The sequence below is a fragment of the Bradyrhizobium sp. HKCCYLS20291 genome, from assembly GCF_051167715.1.
Classification (GTDB): Bacteria; Pseudomonadota; Alphaproteobacteria; order Rhizobiales; family Xanthobacteraceae; genus Bradyrhizobium.
In genome coordinates this window covers 98554-118520 of sequence record NZ_JBNPTO010000009.1, presented here as the reverse complement: position 1 = coordinate 118520, position 19967 = coordinate 98554, and the positions used below count along the sequence as shown (strand labels likewise).

17 protein-coding genes and 1 pseudogene are annotated in these 19967 nt (G+C 66.3%); 13 read left to right on the top strand and 5 right to left on the bottom strand.

Annotated elements, in window-relative coordinates; genetic code table 11:
- Positions 1-139: 139 nt before the first annotated feature.
- From ACQR07_RS20960 to ACQR07_RS20915, 10 genes are all read left to right on the top strand, one after another.
- Positions 140-1813, top strand: coding sequence for an ABC transporter substrate-binding protein (locus tag ACQR07_RS20960; RefSeq protein WP_434904062.1), 1674 nt, complete (start codon positions 140-142; stop codon positions 1811-1813).
- A 130-nt stretch (positions 1814-1943) separates the two neighbouring features.
- Positions 1944-2897, top strand: a complete 954-nt coding sequence (locus tag ACQR07_RS20955) for an ABC transporter permease (protein ID WP_434904061.1) — start codon at positions 1944-1946, stop codon at positions 2895-2897.
- Positions 2898-2899: 2 nt separating this feature from the next.
- Positions 2900-3802 (top strand): ABC transporter permease, encoded by a 903-nt coding sequence (locus tag ACQR07_RS20950; RefSeq protein WP_434904060.1) that lies wholly within the window; start codon positions 2900-2902, stop codon positions 3800-3802.
- Positions 3803-4013: 211 nt separating this feature from the next.
- Positions 4014-5063, top strand: a complete 1050-nt coding sequence (locus tag ACQR07_RS20945; protein ID WP_434904059.1) for an ABC transporter ATP-binding protein — start codon at positions 4014-4016, stop codon at positions 5061-5063.
- Positions 5064-5091: 28 nt separating this feature from the next.
- Positions 5092-5289, top strand: a complete 198-nt coding sequence (locus tag ACQR07_RS20940) for a hypothetical protein (protein WP_434904058.1) — start codon at positions 5092-5094, stop codon at positions 5287-5289.
- Positions 5286-6698, top strand: coding sequence for an amidase (locus ACQR07_RS20935; protein ID WP_434904057.1), 1413 nt, complete (start codon positions 5286-5288; stop codon positions 6696-6698). The genes ACQR07_RS20940 and ACQR07_RS20935 overlap by 4 nt, the downstream gene beginning before the upstream one ends.
- A gap of 235 nt (positions 6699-6933) precedes the next feature.
- Positions 6934-7917, top strand: a complete 984-nt coding sequence (locus ACQR07_RS20930; RefSeq protein WP_434904056.1) for an ABC transporter ATP-binding protein — start codon at positions 6934-6936, stop codon at positions 7915-7917.
- A gap of 123 nt (positions 7918-8040) precedes the next feature.
- Positions 8041-8310 (top strand): GlsB/YeaQ/YmgE family stress response membrane protein, encoded by a 270-nt coding sequence (locus tag ACQR07_RS20925; protein WP_434904055.1) that lies wholly within the window; start codon positions 8041-8043, stop codon positions 8308-8310.
- 193 nt (positions 8311-8503) lie between these two features.
- Positions 8504-10246, top strand: a complete 1743-nt coding sequence (locus ACQR07_RS20920; protein ID WP_434904054.1) for a type I secretion system permease/ATPase — start codon at positions 8504-8506, stop codon at positions 10244-10246.
- 13 nt (positions 10247-10259) lie between these two features.
- The gene (locus ACQR07_RS20915) at positions 10260-11600 is read left to right on the top strand and encodes an HlyD family type I secretion periplasmic adaptor subunit (RefSeq protein ID WP_434904053.1); all 1341 of its coding nucleotides are present in this window, start codon (positions 10260-10262) and stop codon (positions 11598-11600) included.
- 406 nt (positions 11601-12006) lie between these two features.
- On the opposite strand, the pseudogene ACQR07_RS20910 reads toward ACQR07_RS20915, so the two are convergent.
- The 3 genes and pseudogenes from ACQR07_RS20910 to ACQR07_RS20900 form a co-directional block, all read right to left on the bottom strand.
- A pseudogene (locus ACQR07_RS20910) lies at positions 12007-12483 on the bottom strand (CinA family protein); the annotation flags it as partial.
- A gap of 87 nt (positions 12484-12570) precedes the next feature.
- The gene (locus ACQR07_RS20905) at positions 12571-13884 is read right to left on the bottom strand and encodes an MFS transporter (RefSeq protein WP_434904052.1); all 1314 of its coding nucleotides are present in this window, start codon (positions 13882-13884) and stop codon (positions 12571-12573) included.
- A 117-nt stretch (positions 13885-14001) separates the two neighbouring features.
- On the bottom strand, positions 14002-14922 hold the full coding sequence (locus tag ACQR07_RS20900; RefSeq protein WP_434904051.1) for a transcriptional regulator GcvA: 921 nt from the start codon (positions 14920-14922) through the stop codon (positions 14002-14004).
- Positions 14923-15036: 114 nt separating this feature from the next.
- Here ACQR07_RS20900 and ACQR07_RS20895 point away from each other — a divergent pair, with 114 nt between their 5' ends.
- Both ACQR07_RS20895 and ACQR07_RS20890 read left to right on the top strand, forming a co-directional pair.
- Positions 15037-15240 (top strand): DUF1127 domain-containing protein, encoded by a 204-nt coding sequence (locus tag ACQR07_RS20895; RefSeq protein WP_434904050.1) that lies wholly within the window; start codon positions 15037-15039, stop codon positions 15238-15240.
- Between the two features lie 79 nt (positions 15241-15319).
- Positions 15320-15883, top strand: a complete 564-nt coding sequence (locus ACQR07_RS20890) for a GNAT family N-acetyltransferase (RefSeq protein ID WP_434904049.1) — start codon at positions 15320-15322, stop codon at positions 15881-15883.
- Positions 15884-16081: 198 nt separating this feature from the next.
- Here the strand turns inward: ACQR07_RS20890 and ACQR07_RS20885 are convergent, their stop codons facing one another.
- Positions 16082-16783 carry an SDR family NAD(P)-dependent oxidoreductase gene (locus ACQR07_RS20885; RefSeq protein WP_434904048.1) on the bottom strand — a complete coding sequence of 234 codons (702 nt, stop codon included), beginning with the start codon at positions 16781-16783 and terminating at the stop codon, positions 16082-16084.
- An 89-nt stretch (positions 16784-16872) separates the two neighbouring features.
- Positions 16873-17892 (bottom strand): glutathione S-transferase family protein, encoded by a 1020-nt coding sequence (locus ACQR07_RS20880; protein ID WP_434904047.1) that lies wholly within the window; start codon positions 17890-17892, stop codon positions 16873-16875.
- A gap of 125 nt (positions 17893-18017) precedes the next feature.
- On the opposite strand from ACQR07_RS20880, the gene ACQR07_RS20875 reads away from it, so the two are divergent.
- Positions 18018-19802, top strand: a complete 1785-nt coding sequence (locus ACQR07_RS20875; RefSeq protein WP_434904046.1) for an acyl-CoA dehydrogenase family protein — start codon at positions 18018-18020, stop codon at positions 19800-19802.
- The last annotated feature ends 165 nt before the right edge of the window (positions 19803-19967 follow it).

Sequence of the window (19967 nt, the reverse complement as noted above, 5' to 3'; positions counted from 1 at the left end):
GGGTGCCAAAGTCCCGATCAGATCATTTGAATACAAACGGTTGTGACCACGCGTCGCAGAGGAGCGCTCGGGAGCAGTGCTGGCATAGGCGTTGCATAACGCTGCCCAGAATTTAGCCAGCGGATCGGAGACCTTGATCGTGCTTTTGCGTCCAGCGACCTCAATGACGAAGCGCGCAGCCGTTGCGGCCGCGATGATGACGAGCGCAGCCCTCATCGTGCTGCCGGTGCAGGCCGCCGCGGAATCCGTGCTGCGCATCGGCATGACTGCCGCCGACATTCCGCGCACGCTCGGCCAGCCCGACCAGGGTTTCGAGGGCAACCGCTTCACCGGCCTCACGATGTATGACGCGCTGACCGCGTGGGACCTATCGTCGGCGGACAAGCCGAGCGTCGTCATCCCCGGCCTCGCCACCGAATGGAAGGTCGATGATGCCGACAAGACGAAGTGGACGTTCAAGCTGCGCCCCGGCGTCACCTTCCATGACGGTGCGCCGTTCACTGCGGACGCCGTGGTGTGGAACGTCGAGAAGGTGCTGAAGCAGGATGCGCCGCAATTCGATCCGAGCCAGGTCGGCGTCACCGCCTCGCGGATGCCGACGCTGGCCTCGGCGCGCAAGATCGACGATCTCACCGTCGAGCTGACGACCAAGGAGCCGGACAGTTTCCTGCCGATCAACCTCACCAACCTGTTCATGGCGAGCCCGAGCAAGTGGCAGAAGCTCTTTGAGTCCGCGACCGGCGCCGACGACAAGGCGAAGTCGCAAGCCGCCTGGGCGGCGTTCGCCAAGGATGCCTCGGGCACCGGCCCGTGGAAGATGACGAAGTTCACGCCGCGCGAGCGGCTCGAACTCGTGAAGAACGAGGCCTATTGGGACAAGGCGCGCGTGCCCAAGGCCGACAAGATGATCCTGCTGCCGATGCCGGAGGCCAACGCGCGCACCGCGGCGCTGCTGTCCGGCCAGGTCGACTGGGTCGAGGCGCCGGCGCCGGATGCGCTGCCGGAGATCAAGCAGCGCGGCTTCAAGCTCTATGCCAATGAGCAGCCCCATGTCTGGCCGTGGCAGTTCTCGCGCATCGAGGGCTCGCCGTGGAACGACATCCGCGTCCGCAAGGCGGCCAATCTCTGCATCGATCGCGAGGGTCTGAAGGATGGTCTGCTGGCCGGACTGATGGTGCCCGCCACCGGCACCTTCGAGAAGGGTCATCCCTGGCGCGGCAACGTCACCTTCGAGATCAAGTACGACAGGGCCGCCGCGCAGAAACTGATGCAGGAGGCCGGCTACGGCCCGAACAAGAAGCTCGAGGTCAAGACCCAGACCTCGGCGTCGGGCTCCGGCCAGATGCTGCCGCTGCCGATGAACGAGTATCTGCAGCAGGCGCTCGCGGAATGCTATTTCGACGTCAAGCTCGACGTCATCGAGTGGAACACGCTGTTCACCAATTGGCGCCGCGGTGCCAAGGACGCCTCCGCCAATGGTGCTAACGCCACCAACGTCACCTATGCGGCGATGGACCCGTTCTTCGCGCTGGTGCGCTTCCTGCAGTCGTCGATGGCGCCGCCGGTGTCGAACAATTGGGGCTTTATCAACAACCCGAAGTTCGACGAGCTGGTGAAGAAGGCGCGCCAGACCTTCGATCCTGTCGAGCGCGACAAGGCGCTGGCCGAGCTGCACGCGGCCTCGGTCGACGACGCCGCCTTCCTCTACGTCGCCCACGACGTCGGCCCGCGCGCGATGAGCCCGAAGGTGAAAGGCGTGGTGCAGCCGAAGAGCTGGTTCATCGACTTCTCGCCGATCTCGGTGGAGCCGTAAGGCTCCATCCTCCACTCGTCGTCATGGCCGGGCTTGACCCGGCCATCCATCTTTGACCCGTGGTGGGGACCGCGTGGATGCCCGGGTCAAGCCCGGGCATGACGATGGATAGACCTGCAAAAGGTGACTCGTGCTCTCTTATGCTGCAAGGCGGATGGTCTATGCGATCCCGATCATCATCGGCGTCGCGCTCGTCTGCTTCATGCTGGTCCACATCACGCCCGGTGATCCCCTCGTCGCGGTGCTGCCGGCCGATGCGTCGCAGGAGCTCGCGCAGCAGCTGCGCACAGCCTATGGCTTCGACAAGCCGCTGCCGGTGCAGTTCGGCCTATGGCTGTGCCGCGCAGTCAATGGTGATCTCGGCAGCTCGATCGCGACCGGCCGTCCGGTGCTGGCCGAGGTGCTGCGCGCGGTTTCCAACACCGTGACCTTGGCGATCGCTGCCGCCATCATCGGCTTCTCGCTCGGCCTGTTCTTCGGCCTCGTCGCCGGCTATTTCCGCGACACCTGGATCGACAAGGTCGCGACCTCGATCGCGATCGCCGGCGTGTCGCTGCCGCATTACTGGCTCGGCATGGTGCTGGTCATCATCTTCTCGGTCGAGCTGAACTGGCTGCCGGCCGTCGGTGCCGGTCCGTCCGGCTCCGGCGCCTGGGCGTGGGACTGGGCGCACATCCGCTTCCTCATTCTGCCGGCGATCACCACGTCCGTCATCCCGATGGGCATCATCACCCGCACCGTGCGCGCGCTGACGGGCGACATTCTGAGCCAGGATTTCGTCGAGGCCTTGCGCGCCAAGGGCCTGCGCGAGACACAGGTGTTTCGTCACGTGCTGAAGAACGCCGCGCCGACCGCGCTCGCGGTCATGGGCCTGCAACTCGGCTACATGCTCGGCGGCTCGATCCTGATCGAGACGGTGTTCTCGTGGCCGGGCTCGGGCCTGCTGCTGAACTCCGCGATCTTCCAGCGTGACCTGCCGCTGTTGCAGGGCACGATCCTGGTGCTGGCGATGTTCTTCGTCATCCTCAACCTCGTGGTCGACATCGCGCAGGCCGCGATCGATCCGCGCATCAAGCGAGGCTAACGATGACCGTCAGCTCTCCCAGCGCGGTGAACGAACAGTCCTTGCAGGCCGCGCCCGCCGCGAAGGCGCGCGGCTATTGGGCGACCGTCGGCGGTCGCATCATCAGGGACAAGGTCAGCATGGTCTGCGTCGCGATCCTGCTGCTGATCTTCTTGTCAGCACTGCTCGCGCCGTATCTGCACCTTGCCGATCCCTATCAGGGCTCGATGATCCGCCGTCTGCGCCACATCGGCACGCCGAACTATCCGCTCGGCACCGACGAGCTCGGCCGCGACATGCTGGCGCGGCTGATCTACGGCGGACGGCTGTCGCTGCTGATCGGCATCTCGCCTGTGATCCTCGCCTTCGGCATCGGGACCATGCTCGGCCTCGTCGCCGGCTATGTCGGCGGCTGGGTCAACACGATGATCATGCGCACCATCGACGTCTTCTACGCCTTCCCGTCGGTGCTGCTGGCGATCGCGATATCAGGCGCGCTCGGCGCCGGCATCACCAACTCAATAGTGTCGCTGACCATCGTGTTCGTGCCGCAGATCACGCGCGTCGCCGAGAGCGTCACGACGGGTGTGCGCAACCGCGATTTCGTCGAGGCGGCGCGAGCATCTGGCGCCAATGCGTTCACGATCATGCGCGCGCACATGCTCGGCAACGTGCTCGGGCCGATCTTCGTCTACGCGACCGGCCTGATCTCGGTGTCGATGATCCTCGCCGCCGGCCTGTCGTTCCTCGGCCTCGGCACCAAGCCGCCGGAGCCGGAATGGGGCCTGATGCTGAACACGCTGCGCACTGCCATCTACGTCAATCCCTGGGTGGCGGCGCTGCCCGGCGTGATGATTTTTGCGGTGTCTATCTGCTTCAATCTGCTGAGTGACGGCTTGCGTAGCGCGATGGATATCCGGAGCTGATGGCCGCAATGGCGATTTTGACGAGTAGTCCAGCGTCATCGACGGTGCACCTCTCCCCTTGTGGGAGAGGTCGGATTGCATCGCCAGATGCAATCCGGGTGAGGGGTCTGTCTCCGCGGATAGAGGCCCCTCATCCGTCGCGGACTGCGTCCGCGCCACCTTCTCCCACAAGGGGAGAAGGGACCCACGCGGCGGCAGCGAGGTCATTATCATGAACGAGCCCCCAGCCGTCACAGGCCTCGCGCCGATCGAGGACCTCGGCGGCAAGGCGCAGCCATTGCTGCGCGTCGATGGATTAACGAAACACTTTCCGGTCCGCGGCGGGCTGTTCGGCGCACGCAAGACGGTGCGGGCCGTTGACGATGTGTCGTTCGTCATCGGCAAGGGTGAGACCGTCGGCATTGTCGGCGAGTCCGGCTGCGGCAAGTCGACGACGGCCCGCTTGCTCATGCATCTGATGGAGCGCGATGCCGGCGAGATCATCTTCGACGGCCGGCAGGTGGGACACGAGATCTCGCTGCGCGAGCTGCGCCGCGGCATGCAGATGGTGTTCCAGGACTCCTATGCCTCGCTCAATCCGCGCCTGACGATCGAAGAGTCGATCGCGTTCGGGCCGAAGGTGCATGGCATGACGGATGGCGCGGCGCGCGCGCTAGCGCGTGAGCTGCTCGGCAAGGTCGGCTTGAGGCCCGAGACCTTCGCCAACCGCTACCCGCACGAGATCTCCGGCGGCCAGCGCCAGCGCGTCAACATCGCCCGCGCGCTGGCGTTGTCGCCGCGGCTCGTCATCCTCGACGAGGCTGTCTCGGCGCTCGACAAGTCGGTCGAGGCGCAGGTGCTCAATCTGCTGATGGACCTCAAGCGCGACCTCGGCCTGACCTATCTGTTCATCAGCCACGACCTCAACGTCATCAACTATATCTCCGACCGCGTGCTGGTGATGTATCTCGGTGAGGTCGTCGAGCTCGGCCCGGTCGAGCAGGTCTGGGCGAAACCGGCGCATCCCTATACGCGGGCGCTGCTGGCGGCGATGCCGTCGTCGGATCCGGATAGGCGCACCGAGGTGCCGCCGCTTTCCGGCGATCCGCCCAACCCGATAGATCCGCCGCCGGGCTGCCGCTTCCATACCCGCTGTCCGTTTGCCGAGGCGCCATGCGCGAATGTCGCCCCAAGGTTGACGGAGCTGGATACAATGGGCCATCAGGCCGCCTGCCACATGGCGATCCCAGGTTCGGGGCACAGCCGCGCACCAGCCGCCTGACGGTAGGACATCAGCAGCGAGAAGCGGAATGACCAAACCCACGCCCCAGCAAGTCCATGCCATCGCGGAGGCCTCCGGCCTGCCGGTCGACAAGGAGGTTGCAACCCGGATTGCCGACGCGATCGGACCGGCCTTCGACAATTTCGCCGCCGTTGCCGGCACCCTGCCGTTCGACCTGGAGCCTTCGAGCTACGTCGTGGCGCAGACCCTGAAGGTGGGCCGATGAGCACCGAACCTGCCTTGATGACCCTGACCGAGGTGGCGAAGGCCATCGCGGAGAAGAAGCTGTCCTCGGTCGAGGTGACGCGCTCCTGCCTGCACCGCATCGCACAGTGGCAGCCGAAGCTGAACGCCTTCATGGCGCTCGAGTCCGAGCCGGCGCTGAAGCTGGCCGCAGAGGCGGATGCTGCTCTTGCGAAGGACGGGCCGAAGGGGCCGCTGCACGGCGTGCCGCTTGCCCACAAGGACATGTATTACGAGGCCGGCCATATCTCGACCTGCGGCTCGCTGATCCGGCGCGACTTCGTCGCGACGACCACCTCGACGGCTTTGCAGCGGCTGAAGGACGCCGGCTCAATCCGGCTCGGCACCCTGCAGATGGCCGAGTTCGCCTATGGTCCGACCGGCCACAACGCCCACTATGGTCCGGTGCACAATCCCTGGAAGCTCGGTTACGTCACCGGCGGCTCGTCGTCCGGCTCGGGCTCGGCAGTCGGCGCCCGTCTCACGTTTGCGGCGCTCGGCTCGGACACTGGCGGCTCGATCCGGACGCCCGCGAATTTCTGCGGCGTCACTGGCCTGAAGGTGACCTGGGGACGCGTCAGCCGCGCCGGCGCGATGCCATTGTCGCAATCGCTCGACACGGTCGGGCCGCTGGCGCGGACCGCAGAAGATTGCGCGCTGCTGCTTGGCCTGATGGCCGGTCCGGATCCAGAGGATCCGACCGCCAGCGCCGTGCCGGTGCAGGACTATGTCGCGGCGACCAAGGCCTCGATCAAGGGGCTCAGGATCGGCGTCCCCAAGTCATTCTATGTCGACGATCTCCATCCCGAAGTGGCGCGCTGCCTCGATGCGACGATTGCGGTGCTGAAGACTGAAGGCGCCGACGTCGTGCAGGTCGAGCTGCCCGACCAGCGCCAGCTCACGGCCGCTTGCCAACTCGTGTTGGCGGTCGAGGCCGCTGCGTTTCACAAGCGCTGGATGATCGAGCGACCACAGGACTACGGGCCGCAGGTGATGATGCGGCTGCAGCTTGCGCTGGCTGTTTCCGGCGTGACCTATCTCGAGGCGCTGCGCTGGCGCGGCGCCGCGCTGGCCGCGCATGTCGCGGCGACCTCCGGCGTCGATGCGATCATCGCGCCGGCGTCGCCACTCGTCACGCCGTCCATCGCGGAGAGCGATGTCGGCGGCGCGCCCGGTGCGGAAGCTTTGATCCAGCACATCACCCGCTTCACCCGGCCGGTGAACTATCTCGGCCTGCCGTCGCTGGCGATTCCCTCCGGTTTCACGTCGACGGGCCTGCCCGTCGGCATGCAGCTGATCGGCCGCTCGTTCGACGAAGCCACCATCCTCACCATCGGCGCCGCCTTCCAGCGCGCGACCGACTTCCACGCGCGTGTGCCGACGCTGCCATGAGGCGTAGCATTCGCTCCACACATTCGGTGTCGTCCCGGCCAAGCCTGACGTCGCGCAGCGACGGCGGGCGCCGAGCCGGGATCCATAACCACCGGCCGTCATGTTGCGATGGCTCGGAGTGGCGATCGTGCCAGGAACGTGGATCGGGAGTATGGGTCCCGGGTCGGCGCACGACGGCGCGATGCGCCGACGTGCTTGCCCGGGACGACACCGAGTTCGTCAGGAACTAACTGCCATGACCAACCTCGTCGAGATCAACGACCTCACTATCCGCTTTACCGGCGAGCGCAACGTGCATGCGGTGAACGATGTCAGCCTGTCGCTTGGCGATGGCGAGGTGCTCGGTTTGCTCGGCGAGTCCGGCTCCGGCAAGAGCGTCACCATGCGGGCGTTGATGCGGCTGCTGCCGCGGAAGCGGACGCAGATCTCCGGCAGTGTCAGAGTGATGGGGCGCGACGTGCTCGCCATGGGCGACGAGGAGCTGTCGCAGTTCCGCGGCCGCACCGTGTCGATGGTCTTCCAGGAGCCGGGGCTGGCGCTCGATCCGGTCTACACCATCGGCCGGCAGATCGCCGAGACGGTGATGCGCCACGAAGGCAAGAGCTATGCGGAAGGCATTGCGCGCGCGCTCGAGATGCTCGACGTTGTCAGGATCCCCTCGGCCAAGCGCCGTCTCGAGTCCTATCCGCATGAGATGTCCGGCGGCATGCGCCAGCGCGCGATGATCGCGCTGGCTCTCGCCTGCCGTCCCAAGGTGCTGCTCGCCGACGAGCCGACCACCGCGCTCGATGCCACCGTGCAGATTCAAATCCTGTTGCTGCTGCGCGAGTTGCAGCGCGAGCTCGGCATGTCCGTCATCTTCGTCACCCATGACATCGGCGTCGCCATCGAGATCTGCGACCGCGTGGCCGTGATGTATGCCGGGCAGATCGTGGAGCAGGGCGCGTTGCGCGACATCGTGCGCCAGCCCGTCCATCCCTATGCGCGCGGCCTGCTGGCCTCCACCATCCATGGCGCCAAGCGCGGCGAGCGGCTGCAGACCATTCCGGGCACGCCGCCGTCGCTCGACCAGGCGCCGCAGAGTTGCTCGTTCACGCCGCGCTGCAGCTTCGCCCAGCCGCGCTGCTCGGAGGCGATGCCGCCGGGCGTCGAGCTCGGGCCGCAGCGGTTCGCGCGCTGTATTCTCGCCGAGGCGCCCGTGGGTGTGGCGGCGACGTAACGGTTGCCGGTGAAACGCGCCACGCATGTGCGGAACTGCGGACGGCGTGTCGAACCCTTGCGGCAGCCCCGCTAGGATGGCCCCTGCGCGGACATGTTCATCCGCGCCAAGTGGGGGAATCCGATGCACGTATCGAACGAAGGTATCTTGGTCATCCTGTTCGTCGGCCTGATCGCGGGCTGGCTGGCCGGCAAGATCGTGCGAGGCACCGGCTTCGGCCTGATCGGCGACATCGTGATCGGCGTGCTCGGCGCCCTCGTCGCGAGCTTCCTGTTCCCACGGCTCGGCGTTCATCTGGGGACCGGGCTGGTGTCGGAGATCGTCTATTCCGCGCTCGGCGCCATCATCCTGTTGCTTGTCGTCCGCCTGGTGCGGACCGGCGGCCGGCTCTAGGGCCCTGAATCCGGCCGTCTGAACGTTTGCGCGGCGCGTCACGACACAACCTGCGTACGGCTTATTTACGCTAAGGTGAGCGACGTTGGACGCTTGCCGCAGGAATCAGTATATTTCGCCTTGTTTGCCGCCAGTTTGTGATTTTGATCGGCGGCGCCGCAGCTCATTTTGATCAATCGAAGAGATGGTATTGATGGCGGTCGCACCGCACGCAAGGCAATCCGAGCTCAGCGACGCCTTGCGCGGCTGCCGTAGCGCCTTCATCGGCGTCGGGGTGATGAGCTGCATCATCAATCTGCTGTACCTGACCGGCTCCATCTTCATGCTCGAGGTCTACGACCGCGTGCTGCCGAGCCGGTCGGTGCCGACCCTGATCGGTCTCATCATCATCGCCGCCGGGCTCTACGCCGCGCAGGGCGCGCTCGACATGATCCGCAGCCGGATCCTCGGCCGGGTCGGCACCGCCCTCGACGAAAGCCTCAACGCGCGGGTGTTCGAGACTGTGGTGCGGCTGCCGCTCTCGACCGGTGGCCGCAACGAGGGTCTGCAGCCGCTGCGCGATCTCGACAACATCAGGAGCTTTCTCGGCAGCCAGGGGCCGAGCGCGTTCTTCGATCTGCCGTGGCTGCCGCTGTATCTGGCGATCTGCTTCGCATTTCACGTCATGCTCGGCGTCACCGCGCTGGTCGGCGCCATCATCCTGGTTGCGCTGACGCTGGTCACCGAGTTTCTCACCCGGACGCCGGCCAAGGAGGCGATGGGGCTCGCCGCCCGCCGCAACGATCTGGCCACCGCAAGCCGGCGCAACGCCGAGGTGCTTGTCGCCATGGGCATGACCGGGCGTCTGATGCAGCGCTGGGGCGAGACCAACGAGAAATATCTCGCGGGCAATCAGCGCGCCAGCGACGTCGCGGGCGGGCTCGGCGCCATCGCCAAGGTGCTGCGCATGATGCTGCAGTCGGCGGTTCTCGCGGTCGGCGCCTATCTCGTCATTCATCAGGAGGCCACCGCCGGCATCATCATCGCCGGCTCGATCCTCAGCGCGCGGGCGCTCGCCCCGGTCGATCTCGCCATCGCGCATTGGAAGAGTTTTGTCGCCGCCCGCCAGAGCTGGCGCCGCCTCAGCCAGCTGCTGCAGACGATGCCGGAGCGTGCAGCCCCGACCCAACTGCAGCCGCCGGTCAGCAAGCTCGCGGTCGAGGGCATCTCGATCGTCGCGCCCGGCGATCAGAGGGCGATCGTCCAGGATGTCAGCTTTACGCTGTCGGCCGGCAATGGCTTGGGCATCATCGGTCCGAGCGCGTCCGGCAAGTCGTCGCTGGTGCGGGCGCTGGTCGGCGTCTGGCGCCCGGTGCGCGGCCATGTCCGGCTCGACGGTGCGGCGCTCGACCAGTGGTCGACGGACGAGCTCGGCCGCCACATCGGTTATCTGCCGCAGGATGTCGAGCTGTTCGCAGGCTCGGTCGCGCAGAACATCAGCCGTTTTGATCCGAGTGCCTCCGCCGACGGCATCATCGCCGCCGCCAAGGAGGCCGGCGTCCACGACATCATCATCAAGATGCGCGACGGCTACGACACCCAGATCGGCGAGCAGGGCGCGGCGCTGTCGGCTGGCCAAGCCCAGCGCGTCGCGCTGGCGCGCGCGCTCTACGGCAATCCGTTCCTGATTGTGCTCGACGAGCCCAATTCAAATCTCGACACCGAGGGCGACGAGGCGCTGTCGCGTGCCGTCCGCTCGGCGCGGGCGCGCGGCGCGATCGTCGTCGTGGTCGCGCACCGGCCGATCGGCATCGAGGCGGTCGATCAGGTCCTGGTCATGAAGGATGGCCGCGCGCAGGCGTTCGGGCCGAAGGAAACGGTGCTGGCCCAGGTGCTGCAGCCGCGCCCGCCGGCGCCGATCAAGATCGTGTCGGAAGCCGGCGTGGCGAAGTCGTGAGGAGCCGGATCGCATGAGCAGCCAGGTCATCATCGGCCCCGTACCGGGATTGCAGAAGCCGGACAGCGCAAAACAGTCGATCCGGCGCCACCTCATCGTCGGCATGGCCGTCGTGGTTGCGGTGGCCGGGGGGCTGGGCGGCTGGGCGGCCACGCAGCAGATTTCTGGCGCGCTGATTGCCCCTGGCCAGATCGTGGTCGAGTCCAACGTCAAGAAGGTGCAGCATCCGACCGGTGGCGTCGTCGGCGAGCTCCGCGCCCGCGACGGTGACGTGGTGAAGTCGGGCGACATCGTCGTCCGGCTCGACGACACCGTGACCAAGGCGTCGCTCGCCATCGTCACCAAGAACCTCGACGCGCTGCAGGCGCGTGCCGCCAGGCTCGAGGCGGAGCAGCGCGGCTGGGCCAAGATCCTGTTTCCGCCGCAGATCCTGCAGCGCATGAGCGATCCCGACGTCAAGAGCCTGACCGCGAGCGAGACCAAGCTGTTCGAGGTCCGCGTCAACGGCCGCATCGGGCAGAAGGCGCAGCTGCGCGAGCGCGTGGCCCAGCTGACCGAGGAGATCGAGGGGCTGTCGGCACAGGTGAGCGCCAAGGATCAGGAGATCACGCTGGTGCAGAAGGAGCTCGACGGCGTGCGCCAGCTCTACGAGCAGCATCTGGTGCAGCTGTCGCGCCTGACCACCTTGGAGCGCGACGCCGCCCGCCTCAATGGCGAGCGCGCGCAATTCATCGCCGCCCGCGCCCAGGCCAAGGGCAAGATCAGCGAGACCGAGCTGCAGATCATCCAGGTCGACAAGGACATGGTCAGCGAGGTCTCCAAGGACCTGCGCGAGACCACCGACAAGATCGGCGAGTTCGTCGAGCGCAAGGTCACTGCCGAGGACCAACTGCGCCGCGTCGACATCCGGGCGCCGCAGGATGGCATGGTGTTGCAGTCCTCGGTGCACACGGTCGGCGGCGTCATCACCGCCGGCGACACCATCATGCTGATCGTGCCGCAGAGCGACGATCTGCAGGTCGAGGCCAAGGTCAATCCGCAGGATATCGACAAGCTGCAGGTGGGACAGAAGACCCTGCTGCGGCTGTCGGCCTTCAACCAGCGCACCACGCCGGAATTGAACGGCGTCGTCAGCCGCGTCTCGCCCGACGTCACCACCGACCAGCGCACCGGCCAGAGCTACTACACGATCCGCGTCTCGATGTCGCCGGAGGAGATTGCGCGTCTCGGCGACGTCAAGCTGATCCCGGGCATGCCGGCCGAAGCCTTCGTCCAGACCGGCGACCGCACCGTCATCTCCTATCTGATGAAGCCGCTGCACGACCAGCTGATGCGCGCCTTCCGGGAGAAGTGAGGACTGCGGCCCCTCTTTGGCGGCCAAGGGCAGCGCCCCAAATTCAGTGTCATCCCCGCGAACGCGGGGATCCATAACCCCAGGCGGCCGTTGGTTTTCTGGGCTGGTTCAACATCCAGCCTGCCCTAAGACAGATCACGCGGTATGGGTCCCGGATCAGCGCCCGCCGCCGCTTCGCGTCGTCGGGCTTGTCCGGGACGACAGCGTTGGAGGAGCGAGCGGCGTGCCACACACTCCGCTGTCATCCCCGCGCACGCGGGGATCCATAACCACCGGCGAATGTTGGTTTGCGCAGCAGGTCGACGCTCAGCCTGCCTCAAGACAGATCACGCGGTATGGGTCCCGGGTCGGCGCCTGCCGACGCTTTGCGTCGCCGGGCTTGCCCGGGACGACCGCGGATTATGGTGTCGAGATGCTTGAGGAACAGCTGCAGTGCGCTTTTCGCGAACAGCTGCATGTTGGCGAAACGATCGCCGCTGCCGCTTTCCAATGTCACGACGGCGGACGCCGGGCCATCGACCGCAAAGCACGCATGCCCTGCTGCATCGCCGTAGCGGTTGCCGGTCGGGCCTGCGGCACCGGTCTCCGATAGTCCCCAATCGGTCGCGAAGCGAGTCCTGATCTGCTTGGCCAGCAGCGCCGCATACGGCTCCGAGGCCGAGCGGATGCCCTTCATCGCCTCGTCGGGAATGTCCATCAGCACGCGGCGGGCGTCGCGGGTGTAGACGACGGCGCCGCCGAGGAAGTAGGCCGAGGCGCCGGGCACGGCGAGCAGGGATGCCGCGATCAAGCCGCCTGCAGACGATTCCGCCACCGCAATGGTCTGCTTGCGCGCGATCAGCCGCGCGGCAACCTGTTCGGCAACGGCAATCAGTTCGTTCATGACAGACCTCGCTCGGCTCCAGCCGCACGGCCAAAAGAAACGGGCGGCATCGGATGATGCCGCCCGCGATGTGAACAGACAAGCCGATCAGGCCGTCGCCGGCTCGCGTGCTGCGACTGCCTGCTGGCCGCCGCGATAGACGGTTGCCGCGGCGATGATGCCGAGCACGGCGGCGAACATCAGCCAGAAGCCGGGCGAGGCCTTGTCGCCGGTCTTCTCGATCAGCCATGTCGCCGCGAATGGCGTGAAGGTGCCGAACAGCGCTGCAGCCAGCGCGAAGGCGAGCGAGAAGCAGGTGGTGCGGACATGCGCCGGCACGATCTCGACCAGCGCGCCCAGCATGGTGCCGCTGTACATGCCGAAATAGAACGAGAACATCATCTCGACCGCCAGCATCTTGCCGAAGCTGGGCGCCGCCACCAGCCAGCTCAGCGCCGGATAGGCCGTCAGCAGCGACAGCGTCGCGATTCCGATCAGCACCGGCTTGCGGCCGATCTTGTCGGAGAGCGCGCCGCCGACCGGGTTCCAGATGAAGTTGGTGACCGCGACCAGCAGCGTCACCAGCAGCGCGTCCGCCGTCGACAGCTTCAGCACGGTCTTGCCGAAGGTCGGGGTGTACACGGTGACGAAGTAGAACGTGGTCGTGGTCAGGATCGCGATCATCATGCCGAGCAGCACGATGCGCCAATTGGCGAGCGCCGAGGCGAACACCTCGCTGGTGGTCGGATGCTTCTTCATCGCCAGAAAGGCTGGCGTCTCCTCCAGCGTGCGGCGCAGGAAGAAGATCAGCGGGATGATCAGGCAGCCGACGAAGAACGGGATGCGCCAGCCCCAGGCGGTCACGGTGGCTGCCGGCATGCTCTCGCTGAGGATATAGCCGAGGATGGAGGCGACGAAGATCGCGACCTGCTGGCTCGACGATTGGAACGAGGTGTAGAAGCCGCGGCGGCCCGGCGTTGCGATCTCCGACAGATAGACCGAGACGCCGCCGAGCTCGACTCCCGCCGAAAAGCCCTGCAGCAGGCGGCCGAGCAGCACGATGATCGGGGCCGCGACGCCGATGGTCGCGTAGGTCGGGCAGAACGCGATCACGACGGTACCGGCGGCCATGATGCCGAGCGTTACGATCAGGCCCTGCCGGCGGCCGATCTTGTCGATATAGGCGCCGAGGACGATGGCGCCCACCGGGCGCATCAGCGCGCCCAGCCAGAAAACGCCGAACGTGTTGAGCAGCGACGCCGTCTCGTCGGTCGACGGGAAGAAGGCCTTGCCGATCGCGGCGGCGTAGAACCCGAACAGGAAGAAGTCGAACTGCTCGAGGAAATTGCCGCTGGTGGCGCGCAGGATCGCGCCGATGCGCGACTTGATGTTGGCCGGCTGCTGGGCTGGGGTGGATGACACGCGCGAAACTCCTGCCGTCGAGTGGCTCGTGCGGAAGTCATTCTGCGCCGGCCGATGGATGGGTGCGACAATCTGCCATGCGACATCTTGTCAGCCAATAGATTTGATACCAAATCCCTAAGGCTGAACGGGATTTTGCGAGACGCCCTTCTGCTGCGCTGCACCCTTGAGCCACTGCCGGAACGCCTTCAGCTTCAGTGGATCGGTCCGGCCCTCAGGGGTGACCAGATAGAAGCCGGCGTCGCTGGGCAGCGTCATCTTGAACGGGACGACGAGGCGGCCCTTGGCGATGTCGTCCTGGACGTAGGCGGTCCGCCCGATCGCGACGCCGAGCCCGTCGATGGCGGCCTGGACGGTCATCAGCGACAGGTCGAAGCTCAGCCTGCTCTGCCGCGACATCTCCACCGGCAGGCCGGCCGCGGTCAGCCAGAGACGCCAATCGTCGTCATAGCCGGCGCTCGCCTGCAACAGCGTATGGTGCGCGAGGTCCTCCGGGCAGCGCAGCGGCCGGTCACCCTGCAGCAGCGCCGGGCTGCAGACCGGAAACAGCTCGTCGGCCATCAGCCATTCGGCGCGCACGCCCGGCCAATGGCCGCGGCCGTAGCGGATCGCAGCGTCGACGTCGTCCTTGCGGAAATCGACCAGGCCGGTCGAGGTCGTGATGCGCACGTCGATCCCGGGATGTGCCTCCTGGAACGCGGTCAGCCGCGGCAGCAGCCATTTGGCGGCGAGCGAGGCAATGGTCGAGACCGTCAGCACCTTGGCGTTGTCCTTGCGGACCAGCCGTTCGGTCGCCAGCCGGAGATCGTCGAATGCCGCCCGAACCAGCGGGAGATAGTCGCGCGCCTGCGGGGTCAAAGCGAGGCTGCGGTTCTCTCGGACGAACAGTCGCAGCCCGAGTTCGTCCTCCAGGCGCTTGATCTGATGGCTGATTGCGGTCTGCGTCACGTTCAACTCGGACGCCGCACGGGTGAAGCTGAGATGCCGCGCCGCGGCCTCGAACGCCCGCAATCCGTTCAGCGACGGCAGCCGAGTCATGTCCAGTCTCCCCAACGCGTGACTTTAATTCATCCGAAGCGGTAGTAAATGTCGTTTGTGGATCAAGCACAAGCCCTGGATAGTACAGCCTCAAGCTATTTCCAGGAGGCTTCCATGTCCCTCTACGTCGCCTCGTCAATGACGAAACATCATGATCAGGGCTTTTGGTCAGGGGTCGGCGAGCTGCTCGCGGCTTGGCGTTTCCGCTACCGCACGCGGCATGAGTTGGCGCAATGGTCGGAGCGCGATCTGCACGATCTCGGCCTGTCCCGCAGCGATGTCGCCGCCGAGATCGACAAGCCGTTCTGGCGGGCCTGAGCCCCTCACTCTGGCCGCCGCGCCGGCGCCGCTTCGCAAAGGAGGGCGCCGGCAACTTTCTTTTCCCGGGATACCCGCCATGCCGATGCCTGCTGTCGACGACCTCGTTGCTGCGTCTGACGTGATCATCACCCGGCGCGGCGAGCCGGTCAGGCTGAGTTTTGTCACCTCGGACGATGCCGAAGCGTTGCAGGCCTATGTGCGGTCGTTGAGCGCAAGCTCACGCCACAAGCGCTTCCTCGGCGCGCTCAGCGAGCTGCCCAAGGCCGTGCTCGACGATTTCGTCGCGCTCGGCCGCAACGACCGCTACAGCCTCGTCGGGACGATGGATCACGAGGGCATCGTGGCGGAAGCGCGCTATGCGCTCGATCGCGCCACGGGCCGCGTCGAATTCGGCCTGTCGGTGCACGACCGCTGGCACGGCCACGGCATCGGCCCGGCGCTGATCGCCGATCTCGAACGCCGCGCGCTCGCGCTCGGCGGCGTCAGGCTGTCGGGCGACGCGCTCAGCAGCAACAGCGTCATGATCGCGCTGGCCCGCAAGGCCGGCTTCACGATCCAGCCACATGCCGATGATTGGACCCTGGTGCAGTTCGAGAAGGGACTGAGCGCCGACCATCCGCGGCGCGTTTGTTTGCGCTGATTGAAGGATGATCGTCATCTCACGGGCGGTCCGTAGGGTGGGCAAAGGCGCGTTCTCCGCTCTGTCCTCATGACCCCCTGTCGACGCGCCGTGCCCACCGTCTCGCAGCGAGCGCGCGGCCCAATGGTGGGCACGTCGCGCCGCGCGATGCTGCGCATCACGTGGCGCGCCTTTGCCCACCCTACAAGACATCCAATCTCAGAACGTCTCGACCCATGGCCGGAGCTCCATCTCCCAGCTCCAGGCGCTACGCGGCTGCTGCAGCACGCTCCAATAGCTGGCCGCGATCGCGTCGGGATCGAGCATCGAATCCGGCCGCTCCGCCGGCTCCTGCCGTGCCGCGCTCCTGATGCCGCCATCGATGACGAAATGCGCGACGTGGATGCCCTGCGGCGACAGCTCGCGCGCCATGCTCTGGGCCAGGCCGCGCAGTGCGAACTTGCCCATCGCGAACGGCGCCGATTGCGCGTAGCCCTTCACGCTCGCGGAGGCGCCGGTGAACAGGATCGCGCCGTGCTTGTTCGGCAGCATGCGCTGCGCCGCCTGCTGCGCCACCAGGAAGCCGCCGAACGCGCTGACGGCGATCGACTGCTGGACGTCGGCGGGAACCAGATCGGTGAGAGCTCCGCGCGCCCGCGCGCTGGCATTGTAGACCACGAGGTCGGGCTCGCCGATTTCGCGCGTCACGAGGCCGAACAGCCGCTCGACCTCCTCCGGATTGGTGGCGTCGCACGGGTAGGCCCGGGCGCCCGTCTCGCTGCAGATCGCGCCGAGCTTCTCGGTCTTGCGCGCGGCCAGCGCGATGCGAATCTTCTCGCGCGCGAACAGCCGCGCCAGCGAGGCCGAGAGCCCTTCGCCGGCACCGACGATCAGGGCGATCTTGTAGGCAGGGATGTCCATGGGGATGTCCTCGGAAAGCGTCCGCAGCCATCAAGCTAATGTACCGGCGGCCGTCTTCCTATGGCTGATCCCCACAATTCTGCCTGATGTCAGGCCGGCCGCGGCTGCAATCCGGCGAGGCAGCCGATCTCCTCCAGCACGACGTCGAGCCGGCTGCGGTCATGCAGGAAGGCGTATTTGCTCCGGAGCATCTGCAGGGAACGCGCATGATATTTCTGCGGCTTCTGCGTCCAGACGGCGTCGCCGAGCTGAACGCTGAAGACGTCGCGATTCCTGGCCATCGCCTCTTCGTTGGCGAGCGTCCACGGCATGAACAGCGCGCCGACCTGGCGGGTGAGGATCGGCATCAGCGTCAACGACAATTCGGGCCATAGCTCGAAGTCGCCTTCCGCCCGCGGCCACAGCATGCGCTGGATCCAGGCCAGCAGATGCGGCGCATTTCCCTCGATCAGCGCGCCGGCGGTCGGGTCCGTCCACAGCTCGTAGAACTGGCCCCACAGGCCGAAATCGCCATATGCCGGCCGGGCGCCGAACAGATACGGCCTGACGGCGAGATGCCGTTCGAGCAGGCCGATCATCTCGACGAAACCCTGCTCGATCTGCGGCGCATTGACCTCGTTCGACCCAACATACCATAGCCGCTCGACCATGCGGGCGCGGATCTTCTCCGCCACGTTGCCGAACTCGGCCTCGCCGGCCTTGGGTGCGACCATGCGGGCGATGCGGCCGGCTGACGCGCGCTGATCGACGTCGCGCGCCCAGCGATAATGGAACATCCATTTGTTGCCCCACTCGTCGCCGAACTCCTCGATCAGCGCCGAAATGAAGCTCATCAGCACGTCGCCGGGATGGATCGATGCGTCCGGGAATTCGAGCTCCAGCGCGTCGATGATCGGGGTCGAATCCTGCAGCGGCGTCTCATCGGGCGCGACCACCAGCGGAATGATCGGCAGCTTGGCGTGGCGGCGGTACTCGGCTTCGCTTTCCGCGTTGCGCAATATCCAGTGATGCGGGATGCCCTTGTAACGCAGATACGATCGCACCTTGACCGAATAGGGCGACATCTCCGCCCCGAAGATGCGATAAACCTCCGTCGGCTGATTGGTCATGGATCTGCTCCCGGTTCGGCGCACGCCGTGCCCTGGTGTATCCGATCAGGCGCAACCTGTCGAAGAGTCCCTAAGAAGACTTGAGCCTAAGAAGACTTGCGGAAACGAACGAGGGCTTAACGATCATGCATCAGTTCCTGAAGCGCGATGACGTCATGACTGGCGGGAAGCGACCGGAGCTGCTGGCGCCTGATACCACCGGCTTGAACTTCTATCGCGCCGATCCGGCACTGGCCGATCTCCTGCGTATCCATCTGCCGGAGGCGCTGGTCCGTCATCTGGTGCCGCATCTCGACCGGCTCGGCGAACTCGCTGGCGGCTATCTCGACGAATGCGCCCGGCTGGCCGATCGCCATGGACCGGTGCTGCACCAGCGCGACCGCTTCGGCCGCGACGCGCAGTGGATCGAATATCACCCGGCCTATCGCGAGCTCGAACGCGCCGCGTTCGGCGAGTTCGGCATCCATGCGATGTCGATCCGCAAGGGCATTCTCGGCTGGCCGCACAAATACCCCGTTGCGGCCAAGCATGCCTTCACCTTCCTGTTCAACCAGGCGGAGTTCGGGCTCGGCTGTCCGATCAACGTAACCGACGGCTGCGCCAAGCTGCTGTCGAGCTTCGGCAGCGCCGCGCTCAAGGCCAGATATCTCGACGCCCTGACGCAGACCGACATGCGGAAGCTGACGCAGGGCGGCCAGTTCATGACCGAGAAGGAGGGCGGCTCCGACGTCGGCACGCTCACAACGGTGGCGGTGCCGGAGGGCGACCACTGGCGCCTGCATGGCGAGAAATGGTTCTGCTCCAATGCCGATGCGAAAGTGGTGATGCTGCTGGCGCGGCCGCAAGGTGCCGAGAGCGGCACGCGCGGTGTCGGCCTTTTCCTGATGCCGCGCTTTCTCGATGACGGCAGCCAGAACCACTATCGGATCGTCAGGCTGAAGGACAAGCTTGGCACCCGCTCGATGGCCTCGGGCGAGATCAAGCTGGACGGCGCCATCGCCTATGCGGTCGGCCGGCTCGACCGCGGCTTCGTGCAAATGGCCGAGATGGTCAACTCCTCGCGTCTCTCGAACGGCGTCAAGTCGACGGCGCTGATGCGCCGCGCATGGCACGATGCCATCACGGTCGCGCGCAATCGCGTGGTGTTCGGACAACGCATCGTCGACCTGCCGCTCGGCCGTCGCCAGCTCATGAAGATCCTGCTGCCGACCGAGCAGGCGCTGTCGATGAGTTTCGTGACGGCCGATGCGCTCGACCGCGCCGAAGCGGGCAGCCAGGACGCCGCGGCGCTGCTGCGCATCCTGACGCCGGTGCTGAAATTCCGCGCCACCCGCGATGCCCGCAAGGTCTGCGGCGATGCCTTGGAGATGCGCGGCGGCATCGGCTATGTCGAGGAATTCGCCACCGCGCGCCTGCTGCGCGATGCGCATCTCGGCTCGATCTGGGAGGGCACCGGCAACATCGTCGCGCTCGATGCATTGAAGCGCGCGGTCGGCCGCCACGGTGCGGAGTCCGCGCTGGCGGCTGATCTGCATGCGCGTCTCGACGACAGCGCCGCCGTCCCGCAGGCTTGGCGCGATCAGCTGCATCGTCTCGTCGATCGCGCCATAGGCTTCGCGCGCGAGGTCGCGGGCCGAGCCGACAACGAAGCCGAGTCACGCCGCGCCACCAGCCTGCTGTATCAGACGGCCAGCGCCGTCGCGCTGAGCTGGGAAAGCGCGCGCATTTATGCGATGCGCGGCGATGCACGGAGGTTGTTGTTGGCCAAGCTCGTGGTCGATCATCGGCTGATGCCGGCCGATCCGTTCCGGCTGGCGGAAAACAAGGTGGATGATGCGATGGCGTCGCTGCTGCTCGGCGAGCGCGATGCGACGATGGAGGAGGTTGGCGAACTGATTTCGGCGGCGTAGGCTCGCTATGAAATATGGAATGAACTGCGATGCGTAGCAGCCTCGTCACCACGGCAACGGTGCCCCCTCTCCCCTTGTGGGAGAGGGTGGCTTTCGTGCGCAGCATGAAAGCCGGGTGAGGGGTTGCCACGGGCGCGGAGTGAGTTTGTGGCACGAACCCCTCAC

What these genes read in the sequence shown, in the direction of transcription:
- ACQR07_RS20950 (WP_434904060.1), top strand. Translation starts at nt 2,900, where the DNA reads ATGACCGTCAGCTCTCCCAGCGCGGTGAACGAACAGTCCTTGCAGGCC.
- ACQR07_RS20945 (WP_434904059.1), top strand. Translation starts at nt 4,014, where the DNA reads ATGAACGAGCCCCCAGCCGTCACAGGCCTCGCGCCGATCGAGGACCTC.
- ACQR07_RS20940 (WP_434904058.1), top strand. Translation starts at nt 5,092, where the DNA reads ATGACCAAACCCACGCCCCAGCAAGTCCATGCCATCGCGGAGGCCTCC.
- ACQR07_RS20935 (WP_434904057.1), top strand. Translation starts at nt 5,286, where the DNA reads ATGAGCACCGAACCTGCCTTGATGACCCTGACCGAGGTGGCGAAGGCC.
- ACQR07_RS20930 (WP_434904056.1), top strand. Translation starts at nt 6,934, where the DNA reads ATGACCAACCTCGTCGAGATCAACGACCTCACTATCCGCTTTACCGGC.
- ACQR07_RS20925 (WP_434904055.1), top strand. Translation starts at nt 8,041, where the DNA reads ATGCACGTATCGAACGAAGGTATCTTGGTCATCCTGTTCGTCGGCCTG.
- ACQR07_RS20920 (WP_434904054.1), top strand. Translation starts at nt 8,504, where the DNA reads ATGGCGGTCGCACCGCACGCAAGGCAATCCGAGCTCAGCGACGCCTTG.
- ACQR07_RS20915 (WP_434904053.1), top strand. Translation starts at nt 10,260, where the DNA reads ATGAGCAGCCAGGTCATCATCGGCCCCGTACCGGGATTGCAGAAGCCG.
- ACQR07_RS20900 (WP_434904051.1), bottom strand. Translation starts at nt 14,922, where the DNA reads ATGACTCGGCTGCCGTCGCTGAACGGATTGCGGGCGTTCGAGGCCGCG.
- ACQR07_RS20895 (WP_434904050.1), top strand. Translation starts at nt 15,037, where the DNA reads ATGTCCCTCTACGTCGCCTCGTCAATGACGAAACATCATGATCAGGGC.
- ACQR07_RS20890 (WP_434904049.1), top strand. Translation starts at nt 15,320, where the DNA reads ATGCCGATGCCTGCTGTCGACGACCTCGTTGCTGCGTCTGACGTGATC.
- ACQR07_RS20885 (WP_434904048.1), bottom strand. Translation starts at nt 16,783, where the DNA reads ATGGACATCCCTGCCTACAAGATCGCCCTGATCGTCGGTGCCGGCGAA.
- ACQR07_RS20880 (WP_434904047.1), bottom strand. Translation starts at nt 17,892, where the DNA reads ATGACCAATCAGCCGACGGAGGTTTATCGCATCTTCGGGGCGGAGATG.
- ACQR07_RS20875 (WP_434904046.1), top strand. Translation starts at nt 18,018, where the DNA reads ATGCATCAGTTCCTGAAGCGCGATGACGTCATGACTGGCGGGAAGCGA.